Genomic DNA, 22,635 nt, shown 5'->3' on the forward strand with positions numbered 1-22,635 from the left:
TAGCCCCGATTGAGGCGTTATCCTTTTGCTGCCTTCTTTAGGCGGCAAAAGATATAGCCGAAAGCGGGATTAGCTTCAAAAAAATATTATGAATCAGCACAGATTACACGAATTTTCACAAATTTTAAAAAAATGAATTTGTGCAAATCTGTGAAATTCGTGTTTAAAAAGAAAAAAATGTCAGGAAAAAAATTAAATATAGGATTGTTCGGATTTGGCTGCGTGGGTTTCGGATTGTATGAAGTTTTGCAGAAAACCCCGGGATTAAAGGCAGATATCAAAAAAATATGCGTGAAAGACCGTTTGAAAAAGCGCGAAATTGGCTCAGAAAACTTCACTTTTGACCCTTCGGATATTTTTAATGATCCGGAAATTAATGTGGTTGTCGAGTTGATTGACGATGCAGATGCGGCTTTTGAAATCGTTTCGAAAGCATTGAAAAGCGGGAAAGCCGTGGTGTCTGCGAACAAGAAAATGATTGCGGAACATTTTACAGAATTGCTCGAATTGCAACGCGAATATAAAGTGCCATTGTTGTACGAAGCCGCGTGCTGCGCGAGTATGCCGATTATCAGGAATCTTGAGGAATATTACGACAATGACCTTTTGGACTCGATTGAAGGGATTGTGAACGGCTCGACGAATTATATTCTGACAAAGACTTTTAAGGAAAATCTTTCGTATGAAGCGGCACTCAAAGAAGCACAGGAAAAAGGTTTTGCGGAAAGCAATCCTATTCTCGACACGGGTGGATTCGATGCGAAATATAAACTGTTAATTTTACTGGCGCATTCGTTTGGTTATATTGCACAACCTGCTGATTTGTTCAATATTGGCATTGATAAAATCGGCAAACTCGAATTGAAATATGCGAAAGAAAAAGACCTGAAAATCAAACTTGTGGCTAAAGCTTTTAAGAATGCTGATGGCGATATTTCAGCTTTTGTGTTGCCTAAATTTGTCGCAGCCGAAGATCGTTTGTACAATGTTGATGATGTTTTTAACGGCGTTGTAACCAAAACGAGTTTTGCCGACGAGCAGTTTTTTGTGGGTAAAGGTGCGGGTGCACATCCGACGGCTTCGGCGGTTTTATCGGATATTTCGGCATTGGGTTATGACTATAAATATGAATATAAGAAGATCAGTCAGCAGCAAGCAGACAGCAGACAGCAGATTGACGGAAAGCCACTGACTTTGTCTGATGACGTGACTTTAAAAGTATTATTGCGGCATGAAGCGGCAGATGCTGAAAACCTGAAAAAATATTTTATTTCGATTGACGAATCTTACCTGAATCATGAATCGGGATATATCACCGGGACGATTTCTTTGCAGCAATTGCGGGAAGTTGAAGGCGGTAATTTGAAGCAGTCGTTTGTTTTGTTGTAATATCACGAAGGCGCAAAGGCGCTAAGTCACGAAGATTTAGATTGTATTTGAATCAATAGACATAAAGTCTTAAGTATTGAAAATTAAAAACTTAGCGTCTTTGTGTCTTCGTGGTAAAATATAGCATCATGAAATAACTCCAGAGCCCAAACACTCATCGCCTTCATACCAAGCCACAAACTGCCCTTCAGTAATGGCCGATTGCGGCGCTTCAAACGAAACATACATTCCGTTTTCAAATTGATGGAGCGTGGCTTTCTGTAATGGCTGACGATAACGGATTCTGGCCACGACGTCGCGGGTTTCGCCATCTTTTAGAGCTAAATCCTCGCGAATCCAATGGATTTCTGATTGTGCGACGAAAAGTGCTTTTTTGAACAATCCAGGATGTTCACTGCCTAAACCGGTATAGATAGTGTTGGTTTCAATGTCCGTTGCGATCACGAATAACGGTTCAACTGTTCCGCCAACATTGAGGCCTTTTCGCTGGCCGTTGGTGAAATAATGCGCACCTTGGTGCTTGCCGACGATTTTTCCCATTTCGGGAACGTAAGGTTTCGGATGACTTTTGTATTCTAAAACTTCTTGTTCTGAAATGCCGGTTGGATTTTGGGTTTCATAAACCGGATTATTTTTATCAATCTGGACAATCAGTCCTTCTTTAGGCTGTAATTTTTGCTGCAGGAATTCAGGCAAACGCACTTTTCCGATAAAGCATAATCCTTGCGAATCCTTCTTTTCGGCTGTGACGAGCTCCATTTTTGAGGCGATTTCGCGTACTTCTGATTTCTGCAATTCTCCAATCGGGAAAAGGGATTTCGCCAGTTGTTCCTGTGAAAGCTGGCATAAAAAATACGATTGGTCTTTATTGGCATCGGCACCGGCGAGCAACTGATAAACGGGTTTTCCATCAACTTCAGTTTCGCCTTTGCGGCAATAATGGCCGGTTGCCACATAATCGGCCCAAGGCTCATGGCGATTTTCATGAAAACATCGAATTTGATTTCGCGGTTGCACAATACATCCGGATTGGGCGTACGTCCTTTTTCATATTCGCTGAACATGTAGTCGACGATTTTTTCCTGGTATTGTTCGCTCAAATCTACGGTTTGAAAAGGAATCCCGAAGTTTTTCTGCTACCAATAAGGCGTCGTTGCTGTCTTCGAGCCACGGGCATTCATTTGAAATCGTCACAGAATCGTCGTGCCAGTTCTTCATAAACAAGCCAATCACTTCATAGCCCTGCTGCTGCAAAAGATAAGCTGCAACGCTGGAATCTACACCGCCTGAAAGTCCGACTACTACCCTTTTCATTGAAATTGATATTGAAATTGGGGGCAAATTTACGAATTAATTACAGTGAAATAATCAAAAGCGATTGGTTAAAGCTATAATGAGGTAAGTTTATTTAATAAAAAACCTCGACTTTAACTTCATTTGCAACGGCATTTACCGAAATAATTTTGTATTTGAATTCTTCAAATGGAATGCGCTCTGCGATGCACTTTCTCATTTTCGATTCATCGAGATTGGGAAAATCACAGGTATCAAGCGTCAATTCAAAACTGCTCAGGTATTTTACATTCCGGAAAGTCCCCAGAAAATAAGCGATGATGATTCCGCCGTGAAATAAAAGCAAATCGAAATATTTATCTGCCGGAAAAAACACATCGAGAATCGAAAGCGTCATGCAAACGAACAGAAAAATAACGGCATTTATCGTAAAAGCTTTTGTACGGAAACGCAAAATCGAAAAGATGGCGAAAAGTCCGAAACCAATGCCTACGCCGATTTCTACTTTTGTAAAAACATACAGCAGACTGAAAGTACACAAACCGATAATCATGAAAAGCGGATTGAGTGTTTCGCTTTTCCTGCGATTCGAAATAAAAAAAAGGATCAGGATTGACAGGATCAGTAACAGCAATCTTAATCCGAGTTCGTGTAAATTCATATTGAGTCAGTTTAGCAACCTCAATTTAAATTTACGACTTAAACTTTACTTCTTTTTCGGCGTTACCTTTTTTTTAACATTTGAAGTTGCCTTGTCAGCTTTCGTTCTTTTTATTTTTTGAATAACCGGCAAGACTTCTTCTTTTTGGAGTTTACCATTAACAAAAAACTGCCATTTTCCTTTTTTTACACCATTTACGTAAGGCCCTTTCGCAATGAGATTGCCTTCCGGATCTTTATAAATGGCGGCTCCGTCAAATTGCCCGTTTTTGTATCCAACTTCTTCCAGGACAATTCCTTTGTCGGAATATTTTTTATATGGCCGTTTTTTACATCATCGATATAAGTGGCTTCTTCGGCAATTCCGCCTTCTTTATAAAACACCTTTCTCACTCCATTGACCTTTCCTTTGGTATAATTTTCAGTGGTCATGACGGCTTTCGATTCTTCATGGTAATATTTCCATTCGCCTTCATTGAGTCGGTTGACCGTTTTGCCTTCGCTTACGACATTTCCTTTTTGGTCGAAGAAAGTCGTGTAGGCCACTGTTCCGTTTTCAGAAAAAACACGCGTGGCAATAACTGATTTTGCTTTTGTATCATCGAAGTATTTAAACGTACCGGTTTCTACGCCGTGGTCAAAAGTGCCTTCGTAGCGCGGTCTTTTCGATTCTTCGTAAATGCCTTTCCACAAACCGTTCTTTTTTCCGGAAGCATCTAATTTATTGAATTCCTGCGCAATTATATACTGAGAAAATGACAATAGCAAAACGAGTAAAGCGGCAGATCTGATGTTTTTCATAAGTAAGTTTTGTCGTGCAAATTTAAGTTTTAAAACTTTAGTTTTTGTGTTGTGTTCGTATAAAAACGAAAAAAAACAGGGTTTATTTCAATCAGCCAAATCCCGTGCCGAAAATAAAAATACGACAAACTGCGTATTGAAATATGACCAGATTATCAATTACTTAGATTTATTATTTCACTAAAATTCTTCATTATGAAAAAATCTTTACGCTTTGGAATCCTTACATTTTTCATGATGCTGATTACAGGTTGTGCAAGCGGAGAAGACAACGGCAGCACTTCCGATCCAATCATCGGGAAATGGAAGATGGTTTCGGAAACAAAAGACGGTAATCCAACAAAACTATCAGCTTGTGATTTGATGGGTACGTTTGAATTTACTTCATCCGGCAGAAACAATAATATCACTTATCAAACTGAAAACGGCGATTGTGTAATGGTGGTTAATTCTGGTGTTGTAGTAAAATGGATTAATGTTGTGAAAGACAATTACAGATTCAAAGCTTATCAAAACGGACAGAAATTATATGATTTGGATGTGCAGACTTACTTTTCAAATAATAATAAAACTCTTGTAATGACGAGTTTAGACAGTAAAAATGCAGCGAAAATTACAACACTTGAGAAAATTGATAATTAACAGAAAAGCCGGAATCAAATTTGAATCCGGCTTTTTATTTTAATCTGAAATAAACAAAATTATTTCTTTCCTGCTTTTTTCTGCGCTTCCGCCTGCTCCATCATTTCTGCCAGCTTGCGTTGGAATTTACCTTGCTGCTTTGGCTCTTTCAGTTTATTTTGTTGGATTTGCGCGTGGATTTTATCATTATCAACGATGTAATTTTTGATGACAAGCATGATTCCAATCGTAATCGCATTCGAAATGAAATAATACAAACTCAATCCGGATGCATAATTGTTGAAGAAAATCAACATCATCAACGGCGAAATGTAAATCATCACCTTCATGATTTTGCCCATATCCGGCATGCCTTCCTGAGCCGGAGCCTGCGGTTGGTCGCCTGTCGTCATTCGCATATAGAAGAAAATCGCAATCGAAGCCAAAATCGGGAAGATACTGATGTGGTTGCCGTAAATGCTTGAAATTATAGGAATATGTTGCTTCCAGGTATAAACCGCATCGAAAGACGAAAGGTCATTCGCCCATAAAAATCCTTTCTGCCTCAATTCAATTGCCGACGGGAAGAACTGGAAAAGCGCATAAAACACCGGAATCTGCATAATCGCCGGCAAACAGCCAGCCATCGGATTCACGCCAGCTTTGTTGTACAGCTTCATGGTTTCCTGCTGTTTTTTCATCGCGTCGTTTTTGTACTTTTCGTTGAGCTCTGCGATTTCCGGAACGCAATACTTTCATTTTTGCCTGAGACAAATAGGACTTGTAAGTCACCGGCGACATTACGATTCTTACGATGCACGTAAAAATGATGATCCCGATCCCGTAAGAAAGAAAACCTGACAAAAATCCGTAAAGCGGAATAAAGATGTGGCGGTTGATCCATCCGAAGATGCCCCAACCCAGCGGCACGATATCTTCGATATTTTTGTCATAACTTTTCAATAATTTGTAATCTGTTGGGCCGTAATACCAGTTCATTTTCTGGTTAACTTCGCCGTTTTCAAATGCCAACGGCACTTTCGCGCGGAACTGCTTGGTGAAAATCGTATCTTTCTTATCGTCTAAAACTAAGTTCGTCGAATACAATTCGGCTTTCTTAAACGGTTTGTCAGTCAATAAAATCGAAGTGAAGAAGTGTTGTTTGAAAGCGATGTAAGAAACTTCATCTAACGTTTCAGTCTTGTCTTTTCCTTGCCCTAAATCGTTCTTTTTACCTTCAGATTCGTAACGGACGTCTGCATAACGGTTTTCGTAAGAAACGCTTTTTTCATTGCGGTAAGATTTCAAACTCCACTCTAAATCCAACGGTTTTGAAGTGTTGATGACTTTGTTGAGGCCTTGCGAACGCACGACAAAATCCATCATATAATCTTTGGCTTTCAATACATATTTGTACTCTAAGTAAGCTTCTGGAACTGGCTTTCAGGCGCATCGCAAGAATCTGGTCATTGCCTGATTTGGTAAGTGTCGGTTCGAAATACAGGTTTTTCGTCTCTAAAGTGCGGTTGTCCTGTGTTTGCAATTGGATATTCAGGCTGGCGTTGTTGTCTTTGATCAATTCTACCAATTCGCCTGAACCTTTTTTGAATTTCTCGAATTTCTTCAATTTCGCTTCAACGATATAACCGCCTTTGTTGGCGATTTTCAAAGAAACTAAATCATTCTCAATTGTCGTAAATGCGTCTTTTGCAGATGGAATCGTAGCCGAATAAGCAAAACCGCCCAAAGCGCCCTGCAATTTTTTGATGGCTGCAGAATCTTTGACAGTTGTATCATTTACAGGAATCGCTGCAACATTTTCAGCGGGTTTTACCGGATTTGCCTTCGCTTTTTCAGCTTGTTCCTGTTTGGCTTTCTTGTCGAGTTCTGCCTGCGACGGCGTATTGAAATACAACAACCCGATTATAATTCCAAAAATCAACACATACCCGATAATCGTATTCAGGTCTAACTTCTTTTCTTCCATTTTTTTTACAGCTCGCGCTGAATCAATTATTATTTAAACTATTTTCTTTGCTTTTACCGCAGCGGCTACAAAATTAACAAATAATGGGTGCGGATTGGCAACCGTACTTTTATATTCCGGATGGTACTGAACGCCGATAAAAAACGGATGCTTTTCAATCTCGACAATCTCTACCAAACCGGTATCGGATTGACGCCTGACGCTTTCAGCCCGGCATTTTCCAATTTCTGCAAATATTCGCCGTTGAATTCATAACGGTGGCGGTGACGTTCTAAAATCGTGCTTTTTCCGTAGATTTTTTCGGCTAAAGTATTCGGTTTTAAATCACATTTCCAGGCACCGAGACGCATCGTTCCGCCTTTGTCGGTGATGGTTTTCTGCTCTTCCATCAAATCGATTACCGGGTGTGATGTGCCGACATTCATTTCAGTTGAATTGGCATCTTTCAATCCCAGAACATTTCTTGAATATTCAATTACGGCCATTTGCATTCCCAAACAAATCCCGAAAAACGGAATGTTATTTTCACGCGCATAACGCACCGCTTCAATCTTTCCTTCGATGCCGCGTTCGCCGAATCCCGGGCAACGACGATTCCGTCAAGGCCTTCGAATTTTTCGGCAACATTATTCGCATCGATGTATTCTGAATGTACGGAAACTACATTGACTTTCGTTTCATTCGTCGCACCTGCGTGGATGAACGCTTCGAGAATCGATTTATAGGAATCCTGCAACTCCACATATTTTCCGATCAATCCGATATTGACGACGTGTTTTGGCTTTTTCAGTCTTTGGAGGAATACATTCCAGTTTTTCATGTCTGGTGTATTCTTCTGCGGAAGGTCTAATCTTTTTAAAGCGACGACATCCAATCCTTCTTCAAGCATTAAATTTGGCACTTCGTATATCGTTGATGCGTCAATCGACTGGATAACGGCCTCGCGTTTCACATTACAGAACAACGCCAATTTGCTGCGCAGTTCGTCAGACAATTCATGTTCAGTTCGGCAAACGAGGATGTCGGCTTTGATTCCGCTTTCCATTAAAGTTTTGACCGAGTGTTGTGTAGGTTTTGTTTTCAATTCGCCTGCAGCAGCCAGATAAGGCACTAAAGTCAGGTGAATTACGATGCTGTTGTTATCGCCCAAATCCCAGACCAATTGGCGTACAGATTCGATGTAAGGAAGCGATTCGATATCTCCGACAGTCCCACCGATTTCAGTAATTACAATGTCAAACTCGCCTGAATTACCGAGCAATTGCATTCTTTCCTTGATTTCGTTGGTGATGTGCGGTACGACCTGAACGGTTTTTCCAAGGAATTCGCCTCTTCTTTCTTTTCGATAACAGAAAGATAAACGCGGCCTGTCGTCACATTGTTCGCTTGCGAAGTCGGCACATTCAGGAAACGTTCGTAATGGCCTAAATCGAGGTCAGTTTCGGCACCGTCATCCGTTACAAAACATTCGCCGTGCTCGTACGGATTCAGCGTTCCCGGATCGACATTGATATACGGGTCGAACTTTTGTATGGTCGCGCGATACCCTCTTGCCTGAAGCAGTTTCGCGAGTGAGGCCGCGATGATTCCCTTCCCTAAAGAGGAAGTCACACCGCCTGTAACAAAAATATATTTTGTCTGATTCATTGTCTTGTTGTTTGTGTTGTTGCGTTTATGATGTAGTTAGGTCAAAAACGTGGCAAAAGTAGTGAATTTAATTAGATAATTGGGCAATTAGATAATGAGAAAATTAATTAGCGAATGAGAAAATTAGCGAATTAGCGGATGCTCTGTTTGTCGAAAATCGGAAGACAATTTTGAACTTTAAAAGCATGAAATATTCTGTTTTTAAAGTTATGATCAACTCATTTTTGGAATTCGCTAATTCACTAATTCCCACATTCGTTAATTAAGGCTTTGGATACCGCATCTTAATATTGCGGATAAGCTCTTCGAGTCCGTTTAGTTTTAACTCATAAATTAGCTGTAATTGCTGGCCTAATTCGCCTTTTGGAAAACCTTTATTATGGTACCAGACGACGTAATATTCGGGTAAATCTATAAGAAAACGCCCCTCGTATTTTCCGAAGGGCATTTTGGTATGGGCGAGCTTTATGAGCTGTTTTGGGTCTTGTTCCATTTTAGAGTAAAGAATCAAGAGCCAAGAATCAAGACAAACTGAAAATCTTGATTCTTGTCTCTTGACTCTATTTTCTTTTTATTTCCAATTAAAAGTTACCACTTTCTCAATATCCGGATGCAAACTCAAATGAACCGGGCAGGTCAGCGCCGTTCTTTCAAGAATAGTTTTGGTTTTTTCATCAGCCGCGATGCTCATATCAAAAACCACTTCAATTTTAGAAATTTTTCTCGGTTCTGCCTGCATGTGTTTCGTTACGGAAGCCGTCGAACCTGTAAAATCAACATCCATCGTATTGGCTTTGATTGCCATAACCGTCAGCATACAACTTGCCAGTGCGTTGGCAACTGTGTCCGTTGGAGAAAATGCCTCGCCTTTTCCGTTGTTGTCAACAGGCGCGTCGGAAATAATCTCTGAACCCGACGCCAGATGGATTGATGATGTTCTTAAATCGCCTAAGTATGTTACTTTTGAGGTCATATTCATTATATTTAAGTGCGATATGTCAATTTTTAGCCACGAATTTCACGAATTACCACGAATTGATTAGTATAAATTCGTGGAAATTCGTGGCGACTATTTTTTTAATTGGCTTCTTTTACAGACAAATCGGTGTCATAATACAAAATATAGAACGCTTTATTGGCATAACCACCGGCCGCTCTTTTTTCATATTCGAATTTATTTTCTACCTGTTCAGACGCCATCGTATCAATAGTTTCTGAAAAACTTTGTTCTTGCGAAAGCCGCAGCATTGCATCCAAAACTACGTCAAAACCGCGGGTTGCGTATTGGTTCGGAAAGATCTTATTGTGCTCTTTATATTCTTTCTCGAAAACTGTCGCTTCCGGCGTATCGTTGTCGCGTGTTACTGACGGATACAATAAATTCAACTGCGCTAATTTGGCGAGCGGAATTTCCTCAAAGTCCAACGTATCATTTTTTTCTAAAATCACCAATTGGATTTCGTAATCTTTTGAAAGTGTAATCAAAACATTCAAAGCATTCAAAATCGTCCCGGTTTTTTCAGAATCAAGAATGATATAATTCTTCCTGCCCTTTACGAGTTTTTTGCTAAGACTGTCAGCAATCACCTGGTTTTTTTCATTCAGGCCGATGAGTTTTACGTCTTTATGATTTTTGAGGAATTGCTTCGTTGACAATTTCTTCGGATCTACAATCGCCAGCATATTGCCGTTTTTCGAACGCAAATAGTCAAGCATTCCGTTTTTAATCAATTCCGAAGATGGCATCGATTGCAATAAATTCGAAAATGATTTTCCGGGTTCTTTTGACAATGGCGAAATCACAGGAACTTTAGTTTTTCCCAGCAATTCAGCTGTTTTTTCAACATTCGCCTGATAAAATGGCCCGATAATCACATCAGCATTTTGCAGGTTATTATTTTGGATAAGGCTGGCTACCGAAGAGGAACTTTTGGTTTCCTGTGAATCGAGTATTTTGACATCGATATTCAGGTCAAGCGTTTTGGCAGAATCAATCGCCATCAATGCACCTGAATAAAAATCAAGCGTCATATTGAGGAATTTGTCTGTCTTTAAACGCGCCGCAGTCGAGTTGAGCGTGTCGCCTTCGATTTTTGAAATATTGAATGGCAATAACAAAACCAGTTGTTTCTTTTCACCTTGCTTTTTAATGGTTTTCGCCAATCCGACGACTGCTTTTTCAGTATTTTCGACAATCGTAATGTTCGCCGGAAGCTTGATGGTCATGCCGTCTTTGAGTCCGTCTTTCAATTCCGGATTGATTTTCACCAATTCTTCCTGCGATAAACCGGTCTTTTTCGTAAGGCTGTAAAGCGTTTCTTTTGGTTTGACCTCATAATCAACAAACTCTGCTTTCTTTGCCATTGGCTTTATGACAACCGGTGTATCTTCCTTCGTCGCGACAGCTTCTGTTTTCGGTTCACCGGAATGATTTTCAGGCGAAAGCCGATTTGCAGTCCGTTTTTGACTTCCGGATTCAGCGCATCGATTTCCTCAACAGTGGTATTGTATTGCTTTGCGATAGCATATTTGGTTTCTTTTGCTTCAACGGTGTGAAAAATCGGCTCGGCTTTTTTCTTAGCTTCTTTCTTATCTTTTGAAACTACTTTTTCAACTTTTCCTTTTCCCGGAATTTTAATCGTGTCGCCAACCTGTAATCCGCCTTTAATCTCGGGATTGGCTTTCTGTAAATCTTCAACGGAAACATTGTATTCTTTCGCAAGTCCGAATAAGGTTTCTTTCGCAGCAACGACATGGGTTTTCGCTGGAGAAACTGATCCTTTTTTTAGCTCTGGTTTGGATTCAACTTTAGTTTCGGTTTTCTCTTTGACGCTTTTCCGCCCTGAATCAGTAAAACCATATCAGGTTTCACGCCATTCTGTGAATCCGGGTTGAGGCGATAAATATCTGCGGGTTTTACTTTGTATTTCTCGGCGATTTGTGTAACCGTCTCGCCTTTGGCTACGGTATGCTTGATGATTTTATCCTGCGCCAATCCTGAAAAAGACGTGAGCAAAACTGCGAAAAATATCAAAAACTGTTTCATCATTTGTTTGTTTTATTAGTTTAGAACTGATCACCGAACACTGACCACTGACCACTTTCCTTCAATAACTATTCCCATTCTATCGTTGCCGGCGGTTTCGAGCTGATATCATACACCACGCGGTTCACGCCCTTGACTTTATTAATAATGTCATTCGACACCTTCATTAAGAAATCGTATGGCAAATGTACCCAATCAGCAGTCATTCCGTCAGTCGATTCTACGGCACGAAGCGCGACCACTTTTTCGTAAGTGCGCTCATCGCCCATTACGCCAACGCTGTTCACAGGAAGCAAAATCGCGCCTGCCTGCCATACTTTATCGTACAGTCCCCAGGATTTTAAGCCGTCGATAAAAACAGCATCAACTTCCTGTAAGATACGCACTTTTTCCGGAGTAATATCGCCTAAAATCCTGATTGACGATCCAGGCCCCGGAAACGGATGTCTTCCTAATAACGCAGCATCGATGCCCAATGTTGCGCCAACCCTCCTGACCTCATCTTTGAACAGCATGCGAAGCGGCTCGACAATCTTGAGTTTCATATAATCCGGCAAACCGCCAACATTGTGGTGTGATTTTATGGTAGCCGATGGCCCTTTTACCGAAACCGATTCGATTACATCAGGATAAATCGTGCCTTGCGCGAGGAATTTCACGTCTTCAATCTGGTGCGCTTCGTCGTCAAAAACTTCGATAAAGACGCGGCCGATGGCTTTTCTTTTTAACTCAGGTTCTTCGATTCCGGCGAGGGCATCGAGGAAACGTGACGAAGCATCAACGCCTTTTACGTTCAATCCCATGCCTTTGTATTGTTCGAGTACACTTTCGAATTCATTTTTACGAAGCAATCCGTTGTTAACGAAGATACAATATAGATTTTTGCCGATGGCTTTGTTTAAAAGTACGGCTGCAACGGTAGAATCTACGCCGCCAGACAATCCGAGGACGACTTTCTCATCACCGATTTTCTCTTTCATTTCGGCAACGATTTCATCCACGAATGCATTCGGTGTAAAATTTTGAGGAACGTGCGCGATTTTCACGAGGAAATTTTCGAGCATTTGTTTTCCGTCTGTCGAATGGTATACTTCCGGGTGAAATTGAATTGCATACGTCGTTTCGCCTTCGATTTTATAAGCCGCATTTTCCACGTCATGCGTACTGGCGAGCTTCACGCCGTTGGTAGGCAAATGTTTGATCGTATCGCTGTGGCTCATCCAAACCTGAGAATTGGCACTTACATCTTCAAAAAAAGGTTCATTTTCTTTGATGTAAGACAAATTCGCGCGGCCATATTCCCTGATGTTGGAAGCTGCTACTTCTCCACCTGAAAAATGCGCGAGATATTGTGCGCCGTAGCAAACCGCCAATAAAGGCAATTTTCCGCGGATTTCAGACAAATCAATCTGCAAAGCGTCTTCAGCGCGCACCGAATACGGACTCCGCCCAGGATGACCGCTTTGTAAGAAGATAAATCTGATGGATAATTGTTGAAGGGAAAAATTTCGCAGAATATATTTAATTCGCGAACACGGCGTGCAATGAGTTGTGTGTATTGCGAGCCGAAATCTAAAATAAGTACGTTGTGTTGCATGTGCAAAAATAACTTTTATAATTGGAATGTGAAAAAGGTATTTTTGATTTTTTGAGGGTGCAGGACAATGGGTTTAGGGCTCAGGGTTTTGCGTAATTTACTCCTTATCCAACGGCTCATAATTCAACAGCACAACACCGCTTTTGAAAACCCTGCTGCTGATGAGCTTTAAATCAAGTTTGTGGGGAAGTCCGCTAAAGGCAGCAGTGCCGTTGCCTAATGCAACGGGATTTACCATAAACTGATAGACATCGATAAGATTATGCTCGGCAAACTGCGTGATGATACTGCCGCTGCCCAAAATCGTCATGTCTTTGCCTTCTGTCGCTTTGAGTTTTTTCATCGATTCGATCATGTCGCCTTTTATCAGGGTTGTATTTTTCCAATTCGCTTCATTCAGCGTATTGGAAAAGACGATTTTTTCGCTTTTGTTCATTCCGTCGGCAACGGCCGGCATTTGCTGGTTTGCTTGTTCTGATTGCCAGAAACCTGCCATCATTTCATAGGTAATCCGGCCAAATACCAATACGCTTTCCGCTTGTGAGTTTTCCGAAGCAAACTCGTTTTCTTCCTGGCCGTGGCGGTTCCAGCTGATGTCATTGTCGATTCCTTTGTAATAGCCGTTAAGCGAAAGGAAATTATAGGCGGTTAATTTTCTCATTTTTTGGGTTCAGGGTATTAGTTCAGTGTGCAGGGGCTTAATTATCAATTATGTGCTATGTGTCTTTTCCGAAAAAAATAAATCCCCGAAAACTGCATCAGTCCGGCGAAAATATAAACATAAGGCAATGCCGATTTTCCGGCGTGGAAATATTCATAAGCAATCACGAACGACAAAGTCGCCTCGATGCTGAAAAACAGCACATCGATATAGCGGAATTTCGCAGCGAGCTTGTGGTGAAATGCTGCAACGCCCAAAAAAACCAATCCGAAAACCGCAAACACAGGATAAGTCGCATGCCCGCTTTCGTAACGCTCGACCGCATGCAGCAGGATGATCATTCCGGCGATGATGTGGCTGGCTTTTTTGAGCTTTTCTTTTTGGAGCGGAGTTTGTCTTTGAGCATGGCGGTTGTGGTTTTACCAAAGTTAGTGAATTTTGTGTATAAAAAAACTGCAGGGTTTGGTTGCAGTTTGGTTTTGGCGATGGATTGGAAATGCGCGTTATCGAATATTACTTTTTTGATGACACTTTTTTACTTCTTTTTTTCGTGGGCTTAGTCATGTTTTTTTCGTGAAGTTTTGAAATATCAATTAGCGGTAGATAGAAACCAGTATTTGATGTCATCGAGGTAATATTATAAAGTACCAATCTAAGAAAGTTTATTATAAGATTTAAACTCCCGAAATGTTTGATTGTACTAAAACTAGAATCATCATACTCCACTGAATCATTTATTTTATATATCCCTTCTAAAACAATATTTAAAACACAAATGGGTTCTTTTCCATCAACACCATTTTCAGTAATGCTAAACTCTAAAAGGACAATGTGAAAACGTTTATCCTCGGAATTATCGAGAATGTGATATTGATAATCCAAATTAATATTCTCAGAATTAAAATCAAAGTCAGTACCCGGAGGGGTTATGAATTGAATAGCTTTTACATACTGACTCTCAATCAATATATCACTATTAAATAACGCATTATTTGAAAAATTATGCAAATTCATATTTCTTAGGTTTCGGGGTCAAATTTTTATTTAATAAATTATTATCGGTTTTAAATCCATCTCTGGATTTTAAAAAATCTCCTAATTGTAAAATTATTACATCGTTGTTTTTAAGTCTACAAATTTCATCCAATCCGCTATAATCACTTTCATTGTAATATTCATAATGATGTTGTTCTTTAGACAAGTATGTAGGCGGTTGTAAAATAACACCTAATGCTTTTTGAAGTTTTGCAATATGTTCTACATTTAATTTTTTCCTGTTATTAAAAATTGCACTTAAAAATGGTTGCGAAAGCCCGGTTAACTGCACGAGCTCTTGCTGAGTTAGGTTTTTAAATTCAATAATCTCAAGAAATACACTAATTATTCTACTTTGAACCATTTGTGATTCAAAAGTCACATCAAATTCTGATGTGTCTAGTTTGTGGATTAATTTATTTAATAATTTCATATTCATGTTTTGAAACAACTTTATATCTAACATCTAACTTTTTATCTACTTCATCACTATTCTTATGTAAATATATTTCTGACATAATTATAGTTTGTTTTTCTCCTTTTGCTTTCTTGACACTGCAAATTATTCGGTCATTTTCTCTATTTTTGAAAGGCTTCATTGACTTAGTCCCGTGAGGTTCGTCACCAAATTTTTTACTTTTTAGACCTTCTAAAATTTGACTGAAAATAATTTTTATTTCGCTAGTGTGTTGCGGATCTTGCATAACATAATTCATAAATTCAGGCAAAAAATCCAAGTCACAAGCTATATTATATTTAGTTCCGTGTCTCACTATTACCGCTTTTTTCATGCAAATATAACCTATAAGTTATAAAGATAACTAAATATTTTTTAATTAACCTTTTTTTCTGATTTAATTTGTTTTTTTTTTAGTTCGCCATATCTTAGCAGCTATCGCCCACATATATTCATAACAACATCCAAAACCCTACCCCCGCATCGCCCAAATCAAAACCTCCCTTTCCGCCTTCAAAACCGTAACCTCAAGCTCTAACGCAGCAATCCTTTCCGCATCCTTCGTATCAGGCACGGCATCGATAGTAAATTCCGGTGATAGCCTGTCAGCAATATCCCGAAAGAAGTTGTGTTTTACACGTCAGGGAAACGGGATTGTGGTAAGCTTGTGAAATGTTATTACGCAGAGAACCGCAAAGCAACACAGGGATTTACAAAGGATTGGAAAAACGATTTTGTAAGTTGGTTCTGACTTCCGATTTTAACTATCTACTTTAACACAACCACCACCCCGCCAATCAAAAAATACGATATTTTTGTAAGCTCACGAATCAATTTTCCTTTCCCTTTTTCTAATGAAAAACACCGAATATGCCATTGTCGATATTGAAACCACAGGCGGAAATGCCAGTGGCAGCCGCATTACCGAAATCGCCATCATCATTCACGACGGCACGCAGGTAATCGACCGCTGGGAGACACTCGTCAATCCGCAGCAGGAAATCCCGTTGCCGATTTTCGCACTCACCGGCATCAATAACGAAATGGTGCGCGATGCCCCGATTTTCGATGACATTTCAGAAAAGGTGCTCGAAATGCTGACCGACAGGGTCTTCGTTGCCCACAATGTCAATTTCGATTATACGTTCGTGCGGCACCAGCTCGAAGCATCCGGGTTCAAATGGACTGCCAGGAAGCTCTGCACCGTTCGCGCGTCGCGGAAAATCAAACCCGGACTGCCGTCTTACAGCCTCGGGAATCTGTGCCGTTCGCTGAACATCAACGTTGAAAACCGCCACCGTGCAGGAGGTGACGCCGATGCCACCGCCATATTATTTTCGCGATTGCTCGAATGGGATGCTGAAGGCGAAATGCAGAAAATGATCAGGAAAACAGCACAGGACCAGCGCCTGCCGCCCAATCTGCCTCCCGAAGATTTCGCACAATTACCCGAAAAACCGGGCGTATATTATTTTTATAATGATGCAAAGAAAGTTGTTTATGTAGGGAAAGCGGTCAATCTTAAAAAGCGCGTCGCGTCTCACTTCAGCGGCCATAAGATCACTTCGCAACGGCAGCATTTCCTGCGTGAAATTTACGGCATTTCGTTTGAAGTCTGTGCAACCGAATTGATGGCGCTTTTGCTCGAATGCACCGAAATCAAGAAGCTCTGGCCAACCTACAACCGCGCACTGAAAGGCTTTGAACCCAAATTCGGACTGTATGAATACGAAGCGCGCAGTGGTTACCGCTATCTGGCGATTGGAAAGGTGAGTAAATTCCAGACCAATATCGAATCTTTCAACAACCTCAACGACGGCATCAACCTGTTGCGCAATCTTGCCGTTAAATTTGAAATAGACAATCGTTTTTGTAAATACTGCGTCACCGTTGAAGACGGATTACCGCTACGGCAGGACGATTCCGCACTGCCTGAAATTGATAGCCATAACGAAAAAATCGAAAATGCCATCGCTTTCATAAAAGAGAACAGGCCGAATTTTGCCATCATCGACAAAGGCCGCACGGCAGATGAAAAAAGCTGTATCTGGGTCGAGAACGGGCATTTTTACGGCATGGGTTACGTTGGCACCGATATCCAGATTTCAAATCCGGCTGCCATCAAAGACTATGTGACGCCGCACCACAGCAACCATTATATCATGCAGTTGATTCATGGGTATGCAGAGAAATATCCGGGGAAGGTTTTCAAACAAAAAGCGATGTCAAAAAAGAGTTATTCCGAAGATTAATTTATCACTACTACATTAGTAATTGCACATTCTGCATTCCCCTCCTCCGGAGGGGTGGCCGCAGGCCGGGGTGGTCAGGGAACGCGATGAAAGAGAAAGTCGCAGATAAACGCGGATTTCTCTAACTATTCAATTCTATAACACAAATTTCCACAAATTTCTACTGATAAATTTGTGGAAATTCGTGCAATTTGTGTTTAAATGCTTTCTAATTATCCTCTATCACAATTTTCTGCAACGTTGGCGGCGTATGCAGCAACGAATACTGTAAATCTTCGCTTATAGTATAATAGGATTTTCCGTCAAAACTGGCAATGCCTTCCGTTTGCCGGAAGCGTTTTTTGATCCTGATTTTGCGCATTTTTCCTGAAAAGAAATCATTATTTTCAAATGCACTGAACAGTAAAATAAAAGGCCGTACCGTCAGGTTGTATCCGCAAAGCGCAAGGGTCTTATTTTTTTCGTTGTAATTCGCGCCAGTGACAAGTACACGCGTTTTCAAAGTTGCTTTGTATTTAGCAACATAATTCCCAGGTTTTGACGGAATTGAAAATACCTGTGTCTGGCGGGTTTTCTGATATTCTTTGGTAAAAAGATAAATACTGTCACCAATCACCGCCATCGCCTCGCAATTGAAATTGATGTGCATTTTTTCGCCTTTGGCGATAGTTTCAGGCCAGGAAAAAGTGATGGTATCGATTTTTGGCTGATGTGCCAACAAAGAACTTTTATCGATTTTGTAAATGGAAAGCACATTTCTCTTTCCGAAATTATTGCCGATATCGCCGAGATAAAAATTATCCTGATCCTGGCTGAGTTCTTCCCAATCGTGGTTTTTGAGCGGCAGCGGATATGCTGAGACGATGCTTCCGCTGATGGTGTCGAGGGCGTAAAGCGTCGCATCATCGCTGTCGTTATGCGTCCAGAGTAAACCATTCCAGGGCAACGAGTCCGGAACCTTCGTTGATTGTATTGTTGATTTTGAAGATGGATTTTGGGCGGATGCAGCTGCGTTTTGTTTCAGGGCGGAATACCCTTTCAGGCGCAATTTCCTGTGCGAAGGAATTGACAGTTATGAAAAACAGTATCGCTTGTGATATGATTTTCGCCAATTTCATTTTTCGCTGACTATTCTTCTTCGTCTTCAGCCGTATGCGATTTGGAATAATTGCGCCATTTTTCAATCACTTCCTGCATATCCTGCGGCAATTCGGTATCAAAACGCATCATTTCGCCTGTCACCGGATGCACAAATCCGAGTGTCTTCGCGTGAAGCGCCTGCCTCGGCAAAGTTTTGAAGCAATTGTCAATGAATTGCTTGTATTTGGTAAATGTCGTGCCTTTTAAAATGAGATGTCCGCCGTAACGTTCGTCATTGAATAATGTATGCCCGATATGTTTCATATGCACGCGGATCTGGTGCGTACGGCCGGTTTCCAATACACAGGAAACCAAAGTCACATACCCGAAACGCTCTAAAACCTTATAATGCGTGATTGCCGGTTTTCCGATTTCAGGGTCGGCAAAAACGGCCATTTGCATGCGGTCTTTAACGTGCCGCGCGATATTGCCTTCGATGGTGCCTTCGTCTTCTTTGACATTTCCCCAGACTAAAGCGACATATTCCCGTTCAGAAGTTTTGGCTTCGAATTGTTTTGCCAGGTGCGTCATGGCGGCTTCTGTTTTGGCGATTACCAGTAGCCCGGAAGTGTCTTTGTCTATGCGGTGCACGAGTCCGGGGTGTTCGCTGCTGTTCATCGGAAGGTTTTCGAAATGATACGCCAAAGCATTGACCAAAGTTCCGGTATAATTGCCGTGCCCGGGATGTACTACGAGTCCGGGAGGCTTGTTGATGAGCAATAAAGCGTCATCTTCGTAAACAATGTCTAGCGGAATATTTTCGGGCAGTACGTGGTTTTCAAATGGTGGATGTGACAGTAAGATTCGGATCACATCCATCGGCTTTACCTTATAATTCGATTTTACCGGAACATCATTTACATAAATATCCCCGTTTTCAGCTGCATTCTGGATTTTATTGCGCGTTGAATTGGCAATCTGGCTCATTAGGTATTTGTCGATGCGCAGGAAAGCCTGTCCTTTTGGGACTTCAAAGCGGTAGTGCTCAAAAAGGTCGTCTTCTGAATCGAGGTCAGGCGTGTATTCGGAGTTCATTTTTTTTAGAAATTTGGAATTCGGAAATCATCTGCCCGAAGGCAAAGCAATTTAATTTGTGTCTGAAGAATCAACCGGTTCTTCATCATAACCGACCTTCCCGTCGCCCAGAACTAAATCAATTACAGAAGATTTAAGCACTTTATCGCCGGGCTTCAGGTTTTTGCCGTTTTGCTTCATCTCCAGCACCATATCTTTTCCTAAATAAGGTTTGTAAGTGATTTTGCCGAGTACGAGTCCGACTGATTTCAAAGTAGGATCAGCTTGCCTCAAAGTGCGTTCTATAAGATCGGGAACACGAACAGACGTAAATTCGGAAGAATTGATTTTCAAATAAATCTTACGGTTCTTTTTAACTTTGTCGCCCGCCAACGGATCTTGTTTTACGACAGAAAACTTCGGATAATCGGCAACATAATCAACCGTATCAAGCAATACATAATCCAAATCGGCATCATCGAGTTTTTCTTCGGCTTGTTCTACTGACATTTTTGCCAGGTTCGGCACCGTGATTTCCTCACCGTGATTCGTCGAAAAACTGATCCATTGCAGCAAAAGGAATCCCAAAACCAGGATAATCCCAAAAGCCATCGCCAACTGGATAAAAAATACTTTGCTTTTCAGATAATTGCTTAAACTCATAGTTGCTTTATTTCCCGCAAAGATATAAAATAGTAAAAGCAATCGGTTTCAAAAAAAATGATAATTTTGTGAGGAGAGAGGGCAAAGAAGAAAGAAGCAAGAATCAACACTCCTGTATTGTCTTGATTCTTGCCTCTTGATTCTTTTCTCTAAAATTAACCAATACCAAACATCCAAAATGAAAAACATTGCCATCATCATGGGCGGCTACTCCAGCGAATTCGAAATCTCGCTTAAAAGCGGAAATGTCGTTTACCAATTTCTTGATAAATCTAAATTTAAAGGCTACCGCATTCATATTTTCAAGGAAAAATGGGTTTATGTTGATGATGAAAATGCGGAATTCCCAATCGATAAAAACGATTTTTCGGTGACCGCAAATGGTGAAAAAATTAAATTTGACGCGGTTTTCAATGCGATTCACGGAACGCCGGGCGAAGATGGGTTGATGCAGGCGTATTTCGAATTGCTCGGCATTCCGCAAAGCTCGTGCAATTTCTACCAGGCCGGACTCACCTTCAACAAACGCGATCTGCTTTCGGTGTTAAAACCTTATGGCATTAAAACCGCGACATCCTATTACCTCAACAAAGGCGATGTCATCAACGAAGCCGAAATTGTCGCAAAAGTCGGATTACCGTGTTTTGTAAAACCCAATAAATCGGGTTCAAGTTTCGGTATTTCTAAAGTGAAAAATGCCGATGAATTGCCGATTGCGATTGAAGTCGCTTATAAAGAAGACAACGAAATCATCATCGAAAGTTTCCTCGACGGCACCGAAGTTTCTGTCGGGTCATCAATTATAAAGGAACGGTGACGGTTTTGCCGATTACGGAAATCGTCTCAGAAAACGACTTCTTCGATTATGAAGCCAAATATTTAGGAAAATCCCAGGAAATCACACCTGCAAGAATTTCAGACGAAATGACAGCAAAAGTCAGCACCGTAGCCAAACGCGTTTATGAAATTTTGAAAATGAGCGGCTTTTCGCGCAGTGAATACATTTTTGTAAATGATGAACCGCATTTGCTCGAAGTGAATACGATTCCGGGATTGACAACCGAAAGCCTTATTCCGCAACAGGCAAGAGCTGCGGGAATTTCACTCGAAGATTTATTCACCAACGCCATCGAGCTTTGCCTGCAAAAATAACCTGATATGAAAGATATCTTCGAATGGGAACGCGTCTTATTTAACGAGCTTCCGGTTAATTTTTTATGGGAAGTGATTTTCCGTTCGGCAGTCATGTTTACGGTGCTTTTACTCACGATGAAACTCACCGGAAAGCGCGGCGTGAAGCAATTATCGGTTTTTGAAACGGTGATTATCATTGCACTTGGTTCAGCAGCAGGCGACCCGATGTTTTATGAAGATGTGGGCATCGTTCCTGCCTTTACGGTATTTTCTGTCATCATCATCATGTACAGGGTCGTAACCTGGCTGGCCGGAAAAAGCCGCAGGTTCGAAGAATTCATCGAAGGGAAAACAGAATGCCTGATTCATGACGGGAAATTTTCCGTGACGACTTTTAAGAAGGAAAGCCTGGCACAGGACGAATTTTTCACCGAATTGCGCATTAAATCCGTTGAGCATTTAGGACAAGTTAAAAATGCGTATTTAGAAACCAGCGGTGAAGTCAGCGTTTATTATTATGAAGACGAAGATGTCAAGTTCGGACTCCCGATTACGCCGCATTTATTTTCACAGAAAAGCAAAACGATTTCCGAAAACGGACTTTACGCCTGCACATTTTGCGGACAAACCGAAGCACTCCAACCCGGAAGCAGCAACTGTAAAACCTGCAATAAAACCGAATGGGTTGCGGCGATAAAAACACTCCGCATCACATAAATCTGAATTTATACTTACCTTTACATTTTAGCTGAGATATGAAAAAAGCAGTTTTTCCCGGATCTTTCGACCCCATAACTTTAGGGCACTTTGATATTATCAAACGCAGCATTCCGCTTTTTGATGAAATAATCGTGGCTATTGGTATCAATGCCGAAAAGAAATATATGTTTTCACTTGAAGAAAGAAAGCGGTTTATCGAAGAAGCTTTTGCTGATGAACCGTCGGTTTCTGTGGTGACTTACGAAGGGCTTACGATTGATTTCTGCAAAAAAGTAAAGGCGAAATTCATCCTGCGCGGTTTGAGAAATCCAGCCGATTTTGAATTCGAAAAAGCGATTGCGCATACCAACCGCCGATTGTCTAAAATTGAAACGATTTTCCTTTTGACGGCAGCGAATACTTCTTACATCAGTTCGAGTATTGTAAGGGATGTCATCAGGAATAATGGGGAATATGAAATGCTTGTGCCGGATTCTGTTAGAGTGAAATAATTAGCGAATTTGAAAATTAGCGAATTA

21 protein-coding genes and 6 pseudogenes are annotated in these 22,635 nt (G+C 41.0%); 6 read left to right on the plus strand and 21 right to left on the minus strand.

Going from position 1 to position 22,635, the window contains the following annotated elements:
- The first annotated feature begins 177 nt into the window (after positions 1-177).
- The gene (locus tag ACSLFW_RS17515; RefSeq protein ID WP_436556817.1) at positions 178-1,389 is read left to right on the plus strand and encodes a homoserine dehydrogenase; all 1,212 of its coding nucleotides are present in this window, start codon (positions 178-180) and stop codon (positions 1,387-1,389) included.
- Between the two features lie 126 nt (positions 1,390-1,515).
- Here ACSLFW_RS17515 and mnmA read toward each other — a convergent pair.
- The 3 genes and pseudogenes from mnmA to ACSLFW_RS17530 all read right to left on the minus strand — a co-directional run bounded on the left by mnmA (position 1,516) and on the right by ACSLFW_RS17530 (position 4,143).
- Positions 1,516-2,703: pseudogene (mnmA, locus tag ACSLFW_RS17520) on the minus strand (tRNA 2-thiouridine(34) synthase MnmA).
- A 94-nt stretch (positions 2,704-2,797) separates the two neighbouring features.
- The gene (locus tag ACSLFW_RS17525) at positions 2,798-3,343 is read right to left on the minus strand and encodes a DUF4956 domain-containing protein (protein WP_436556818.1); all 546 of its coding nucleotides are present in this window, start codon (positions 3,341-3,343) and stop codon (positions 2,798-2,800) included.
- A 194-nt stretch (positions 3,344-3,537) separates the two neighbouring features.
- On the minus strand, positions 3,538-4,143 hold the full coding sequence (locus tag ACSLFW_RS17530) for a toxin-antitoxin system YwqK family antitoxin (RefSeq protein ID WP_436556819.1): 606 nt from the start codon (positions 4,141-4,143) through the stop codon (positions 3,538-3,540).
- Between the two features lie 195 nt (positions 4,144-4,338).
- Here ACSLFW_RS17530 and ACSLFW_RS17535 point away from each other — a divergent pair, with 195 nt between their 5' ends.
- The gene (locus ACSLFW_RS17535) at positions 4,339-4,785 is read left to right on the plus strand and encodes a hypothetical protein (protein ID WP_436556820.1); all 447 of its coding nucleotides are present in this window, start codon (positions 4,339-4,341) and stop codon (positions 4,783-4,785) included.
- Positions 4,786-4,844: 59 nt separating this feature from the next.
- Here the strand turns inward: ACSLFW_RS17535 and yidC are convergent.
- The 14 genes and pseudogenes from yidC to ACSLFW_RS17605 all read right to left on the minus strand — a co-directional run bounded on the left by yidC (position 4,845) and on the right by ACSLFW_RS17605 (position 15,528).
- Positions 4,845-6,150: pseudogene (yidC, locus tag ACSLFW_RS17540) on the minus strand (membrane protein insertase YidC).
- The gene (locus ACSLFW_RS17545) at positions 6,053-6,751 is read right to left on the minus strand and encodes a YidC/Oxa1 family insertase periplasmic-domain containing protein (RefSeq protein ID WP_436556821.1); all 699 of its coding nucleotides are present in this window, start codon (positions 6,749-6,751) and stop codon (positions 6,053-6,055) included. Before ACSLFW_RS17545 ends, yidC begins: the two are co-directional and overlap by 98 nt.
- 33 nt (positions 6,752-6,784) lie before the next feature.
- Positions 6,785-7,293: pseudogene (locus ACSLFW_RS17550) on the minus strand (glutamine amidotransferase-related protein).
- A pseudogene (locus tag ACSLFW_RS17555) lies at positions 7,227-8,398 on the minus strand (CTP synthase). The pseudogenes ACSLFW_RS17550 and ACSLFW_RS17555 overlap by 67 nt, the downstream one beginning before the upstream one ends.
- Before the next feature lie 262 nt (positions 8,399-8,660).
- Positions 8,661-8,891: a DUF3820 family protein gene (locus tag ACSLFW_RS17560; protein WP_436556822.1), complete on the minus strand. Its 231-nt coding sequence runs from the start codon at positions 8,889-8,891 to the stop codon at positions 8,661-8,663.
- Positions 8,892-8,969: 78 nt separating this feature from the next.
- Positions 8,970-9,371: an OsmC family protein gene (locus ACSLFW_RS17565; protein ID WP_436556823.1), complete on the minus strand. Its 402-nt coding sequence runs from the start codon at positions 9,369-9,371 to the stop codon at positions 8,970-8,972.
- A gap of 104 nt (positions 9,372-9,475) precedes the next feature.
- Positions 9,476-10,762, minus strand: a complete 1,287-nt coding sequence (locus ACSLFW_RS17570) for a LysM peptidoglycan-binding domain-containing protein (RefSeq protein ID WP_436556824.1) — start codon at positions 10,760-10,762, stop codon at positions 9,476-9,478.
- Between the two features lie 421 nt (positions 10,763-11,183).
- Positions 11,184-11,447, minus strand: coding sequence for a LysM peptidoglycan-binding domain-containing protein (locus tag ACSLFW_RS17575; protein WP_436556825.1), 264 nt, complete (start codon positions 11,445-11,447; stop codon positions 11,184-11,186).
- 65 nt (positions 11,448-11,512) lie between these two features.
- Positions 11,513-13,041 (minus strand): annotated as a pseudogene (guaA, locus tag ACSLFW_RS17580) (glutamine-hydrolyzing GMP synthase).
- Between the two features lie 97 nt (positions 13,042-13,138).
- Positions 13,139-13,702 (minus strand): dihydrofolate reductase family protein, encoded by a 564-nt coding sequence (locus ACSLFW_RS17585; protein WP_436556826.1) that lies wholly within the window; start codon positions 13,700-13,702, stop codon positions 13,139-13,141.
- A 44-nt stretch (positions 13,703-13,746) separates the two neighbouring features.
- Positions 13,747-14,043, minus strand: coding sequence for a hypothetical protein (locus ACSLFW_RS17590; RefSeq protein WP_436556827.1), 297 nt, complete (start codon positions 14,041-14,043; stop codon positions 13,747-13,749).
- A 172-nt stretch (positions 14,044-14,215) separates the two neighbouring features.
- Positions 14,216-14,716, minus strand: a complete 501-nt coding sequence (locus ACSLFW_RS17595) for a hypothetical protein (protein WP_436556828.1) — start codon at positions 14,714-14,716, stop codon at positions 14,216-14,218.
- A complete protein-coding gene (locus ACSLFW_RS17600; protein WP_436556829.1) occupies positions 14,703-15,170 on the minus strand; it encodes a helix-turn-helix domain-containing protein in 468 nt (155 codons plus the stop codon). The genes ACSLFW_RS17595 and ACSLFW_RS17600 overlap by 14 nt, the downstream gene beginning before the upstream one ends.
- Positions 15,154-15,528 (minus strand): hypothetical protein, encoded by a 375-nt coding sequence (locus ACSLFW_RS17605; RefSeq protein WP_436556830.1) that lies wholly within the window; start codon positions 15,526-15,528, stop codon positions 15,154-15,156. Before ACSLFW_RS17605 ends, ACSLFW_RS17600 begins: the two co-directional genes overlap by 17 nt.
- 520 nt (positions 15,529-16,048) lie before the next feature.
- On the opposite strand from ACSLFW_RS17605, the gene ACSLFW_RS17610 reads away from it, so the two are divergent.
- Positions 16,049-17,446, plus strand: a complete 1,398-nt coding sequence (locus ACSLFW_RS17610) for an exonuclease domain-containing protein (RefSeq protein WP_436556831.1) — start codon at positions 16,049-16,051, stop codon at positions 17,444-17,446.
- A 208-nt stretch (positions 17,447-17,654) separates the two neighbouring features.
- On the opposite strand, the gene ACSLFW_RS17615 is transcribed toward ACSLFW_RS17610, so the two are convergent.
- The 4 genes from ACSLFW_RS17615 to ACSLFW_RS17630 are packed head-to-tail and all read right to left on the minus strand — an operon-like array spanning position 17,655 to position 20,263.
- Complete coding sequence (locus ACSLFW_RS17615; protein ID WP_436556832.1) at positions 17,655-18,392, minus strand: T9SS C-terminal target domain-containing protein; 738 nt, start codon at positions 18,390-18,392, stop codon at positions 17,655-17,657.
- Positions 18,361-18,564 (minus strand): hypothetical protein, encoded by a 204-nt coding sequence (locus tag ACSLFW_RS17620; protein ID WP_436556833.1) that lies wholly within the window; start codon positions 18,562-18,564, stop codon positions 18,361-18,363. The genes ACSLFW_RS17615 and ACSLFW_RS17620 overlap by 32 nt, the downstream gene beginning before the upstream one ends.
- A 10-nt stretch (positions 18,565-18,574) precedes the next feature.
- Complete coding sequence (locus ACSLFW_RS17625) at positions 18,575-19,621, minus strand: RluA family pseudouridine synthase (RefSeq protein WP_436556834.1); 1,047 nt, start codon at positions 19,619-19,621, stop codon at positions 18,575-18,577.
- Positions 19,622-19,672: 51 nt separating this feature from the next.
- Complete coding sequence (locus tag ACSLFW_RS17630) at positions 19,673-20,263, minus strand: PASTA domain-containing protein (protein WP_436556835.1); 591 nt, start codon at positions 20,261-20,263, stop codon at positions 19,673-19,675.
- Between the two features lie 178 nt (positions 20,264-20,441).
- On the opposite strand from ACSLFW_RS17630, the pseudogene ACSLFW_RS17635 reads away from it, so the two are divergent.
- From ACSLFW_RS17635 to coaD, 3 genes and pseudogenes are all read left to right on the plus strand, one after another.
- A pseudogene (locus tag ACSLFW_RS17635) lies at positions 20,442-21,415 on the plus strand (D-alanine--D-alanine ligase).
- A gap of 6 nt (positions 21,416-21,421) precedes the next feature.
- Complete coding sequence (locus ACSLFW_RS17640) at positions 21,422-22,114, plus strand: DUF421 domain-containing protein (RefSeq protein ID WP_436556836.1); 693 nt, start codon at positions 21,422-21,424, stop codon at positions 22,112-22,114.
- Between the two features lie 38 nt (positions 22,115-22,152).
- Positions 22,153-22,608 (plus strand): pantetheine-phosphate adenylyltransferase, encoded by a 456-nt coding sequence (gene coaD, locus ACSLFW_RS17645; RefSeq protein WP_436556837.1) that lies wholly within the window; start codon positions 22,153-22,155, stop codon positions 22,606-22,608.
- The last annotated feature ends 27 nt before the right edge of the window (positions 22,609-22,635 follow it).

Origin of the sequence: Flavobacterium sp. 3HN19-14, from assembly GCF_051373205.1 — a bacterium.
GTDB lineage: Bacteria > Bacteroidota > Bacteroidia > Flavobacteriales > Flavobacteriaceae > Flavobacterium.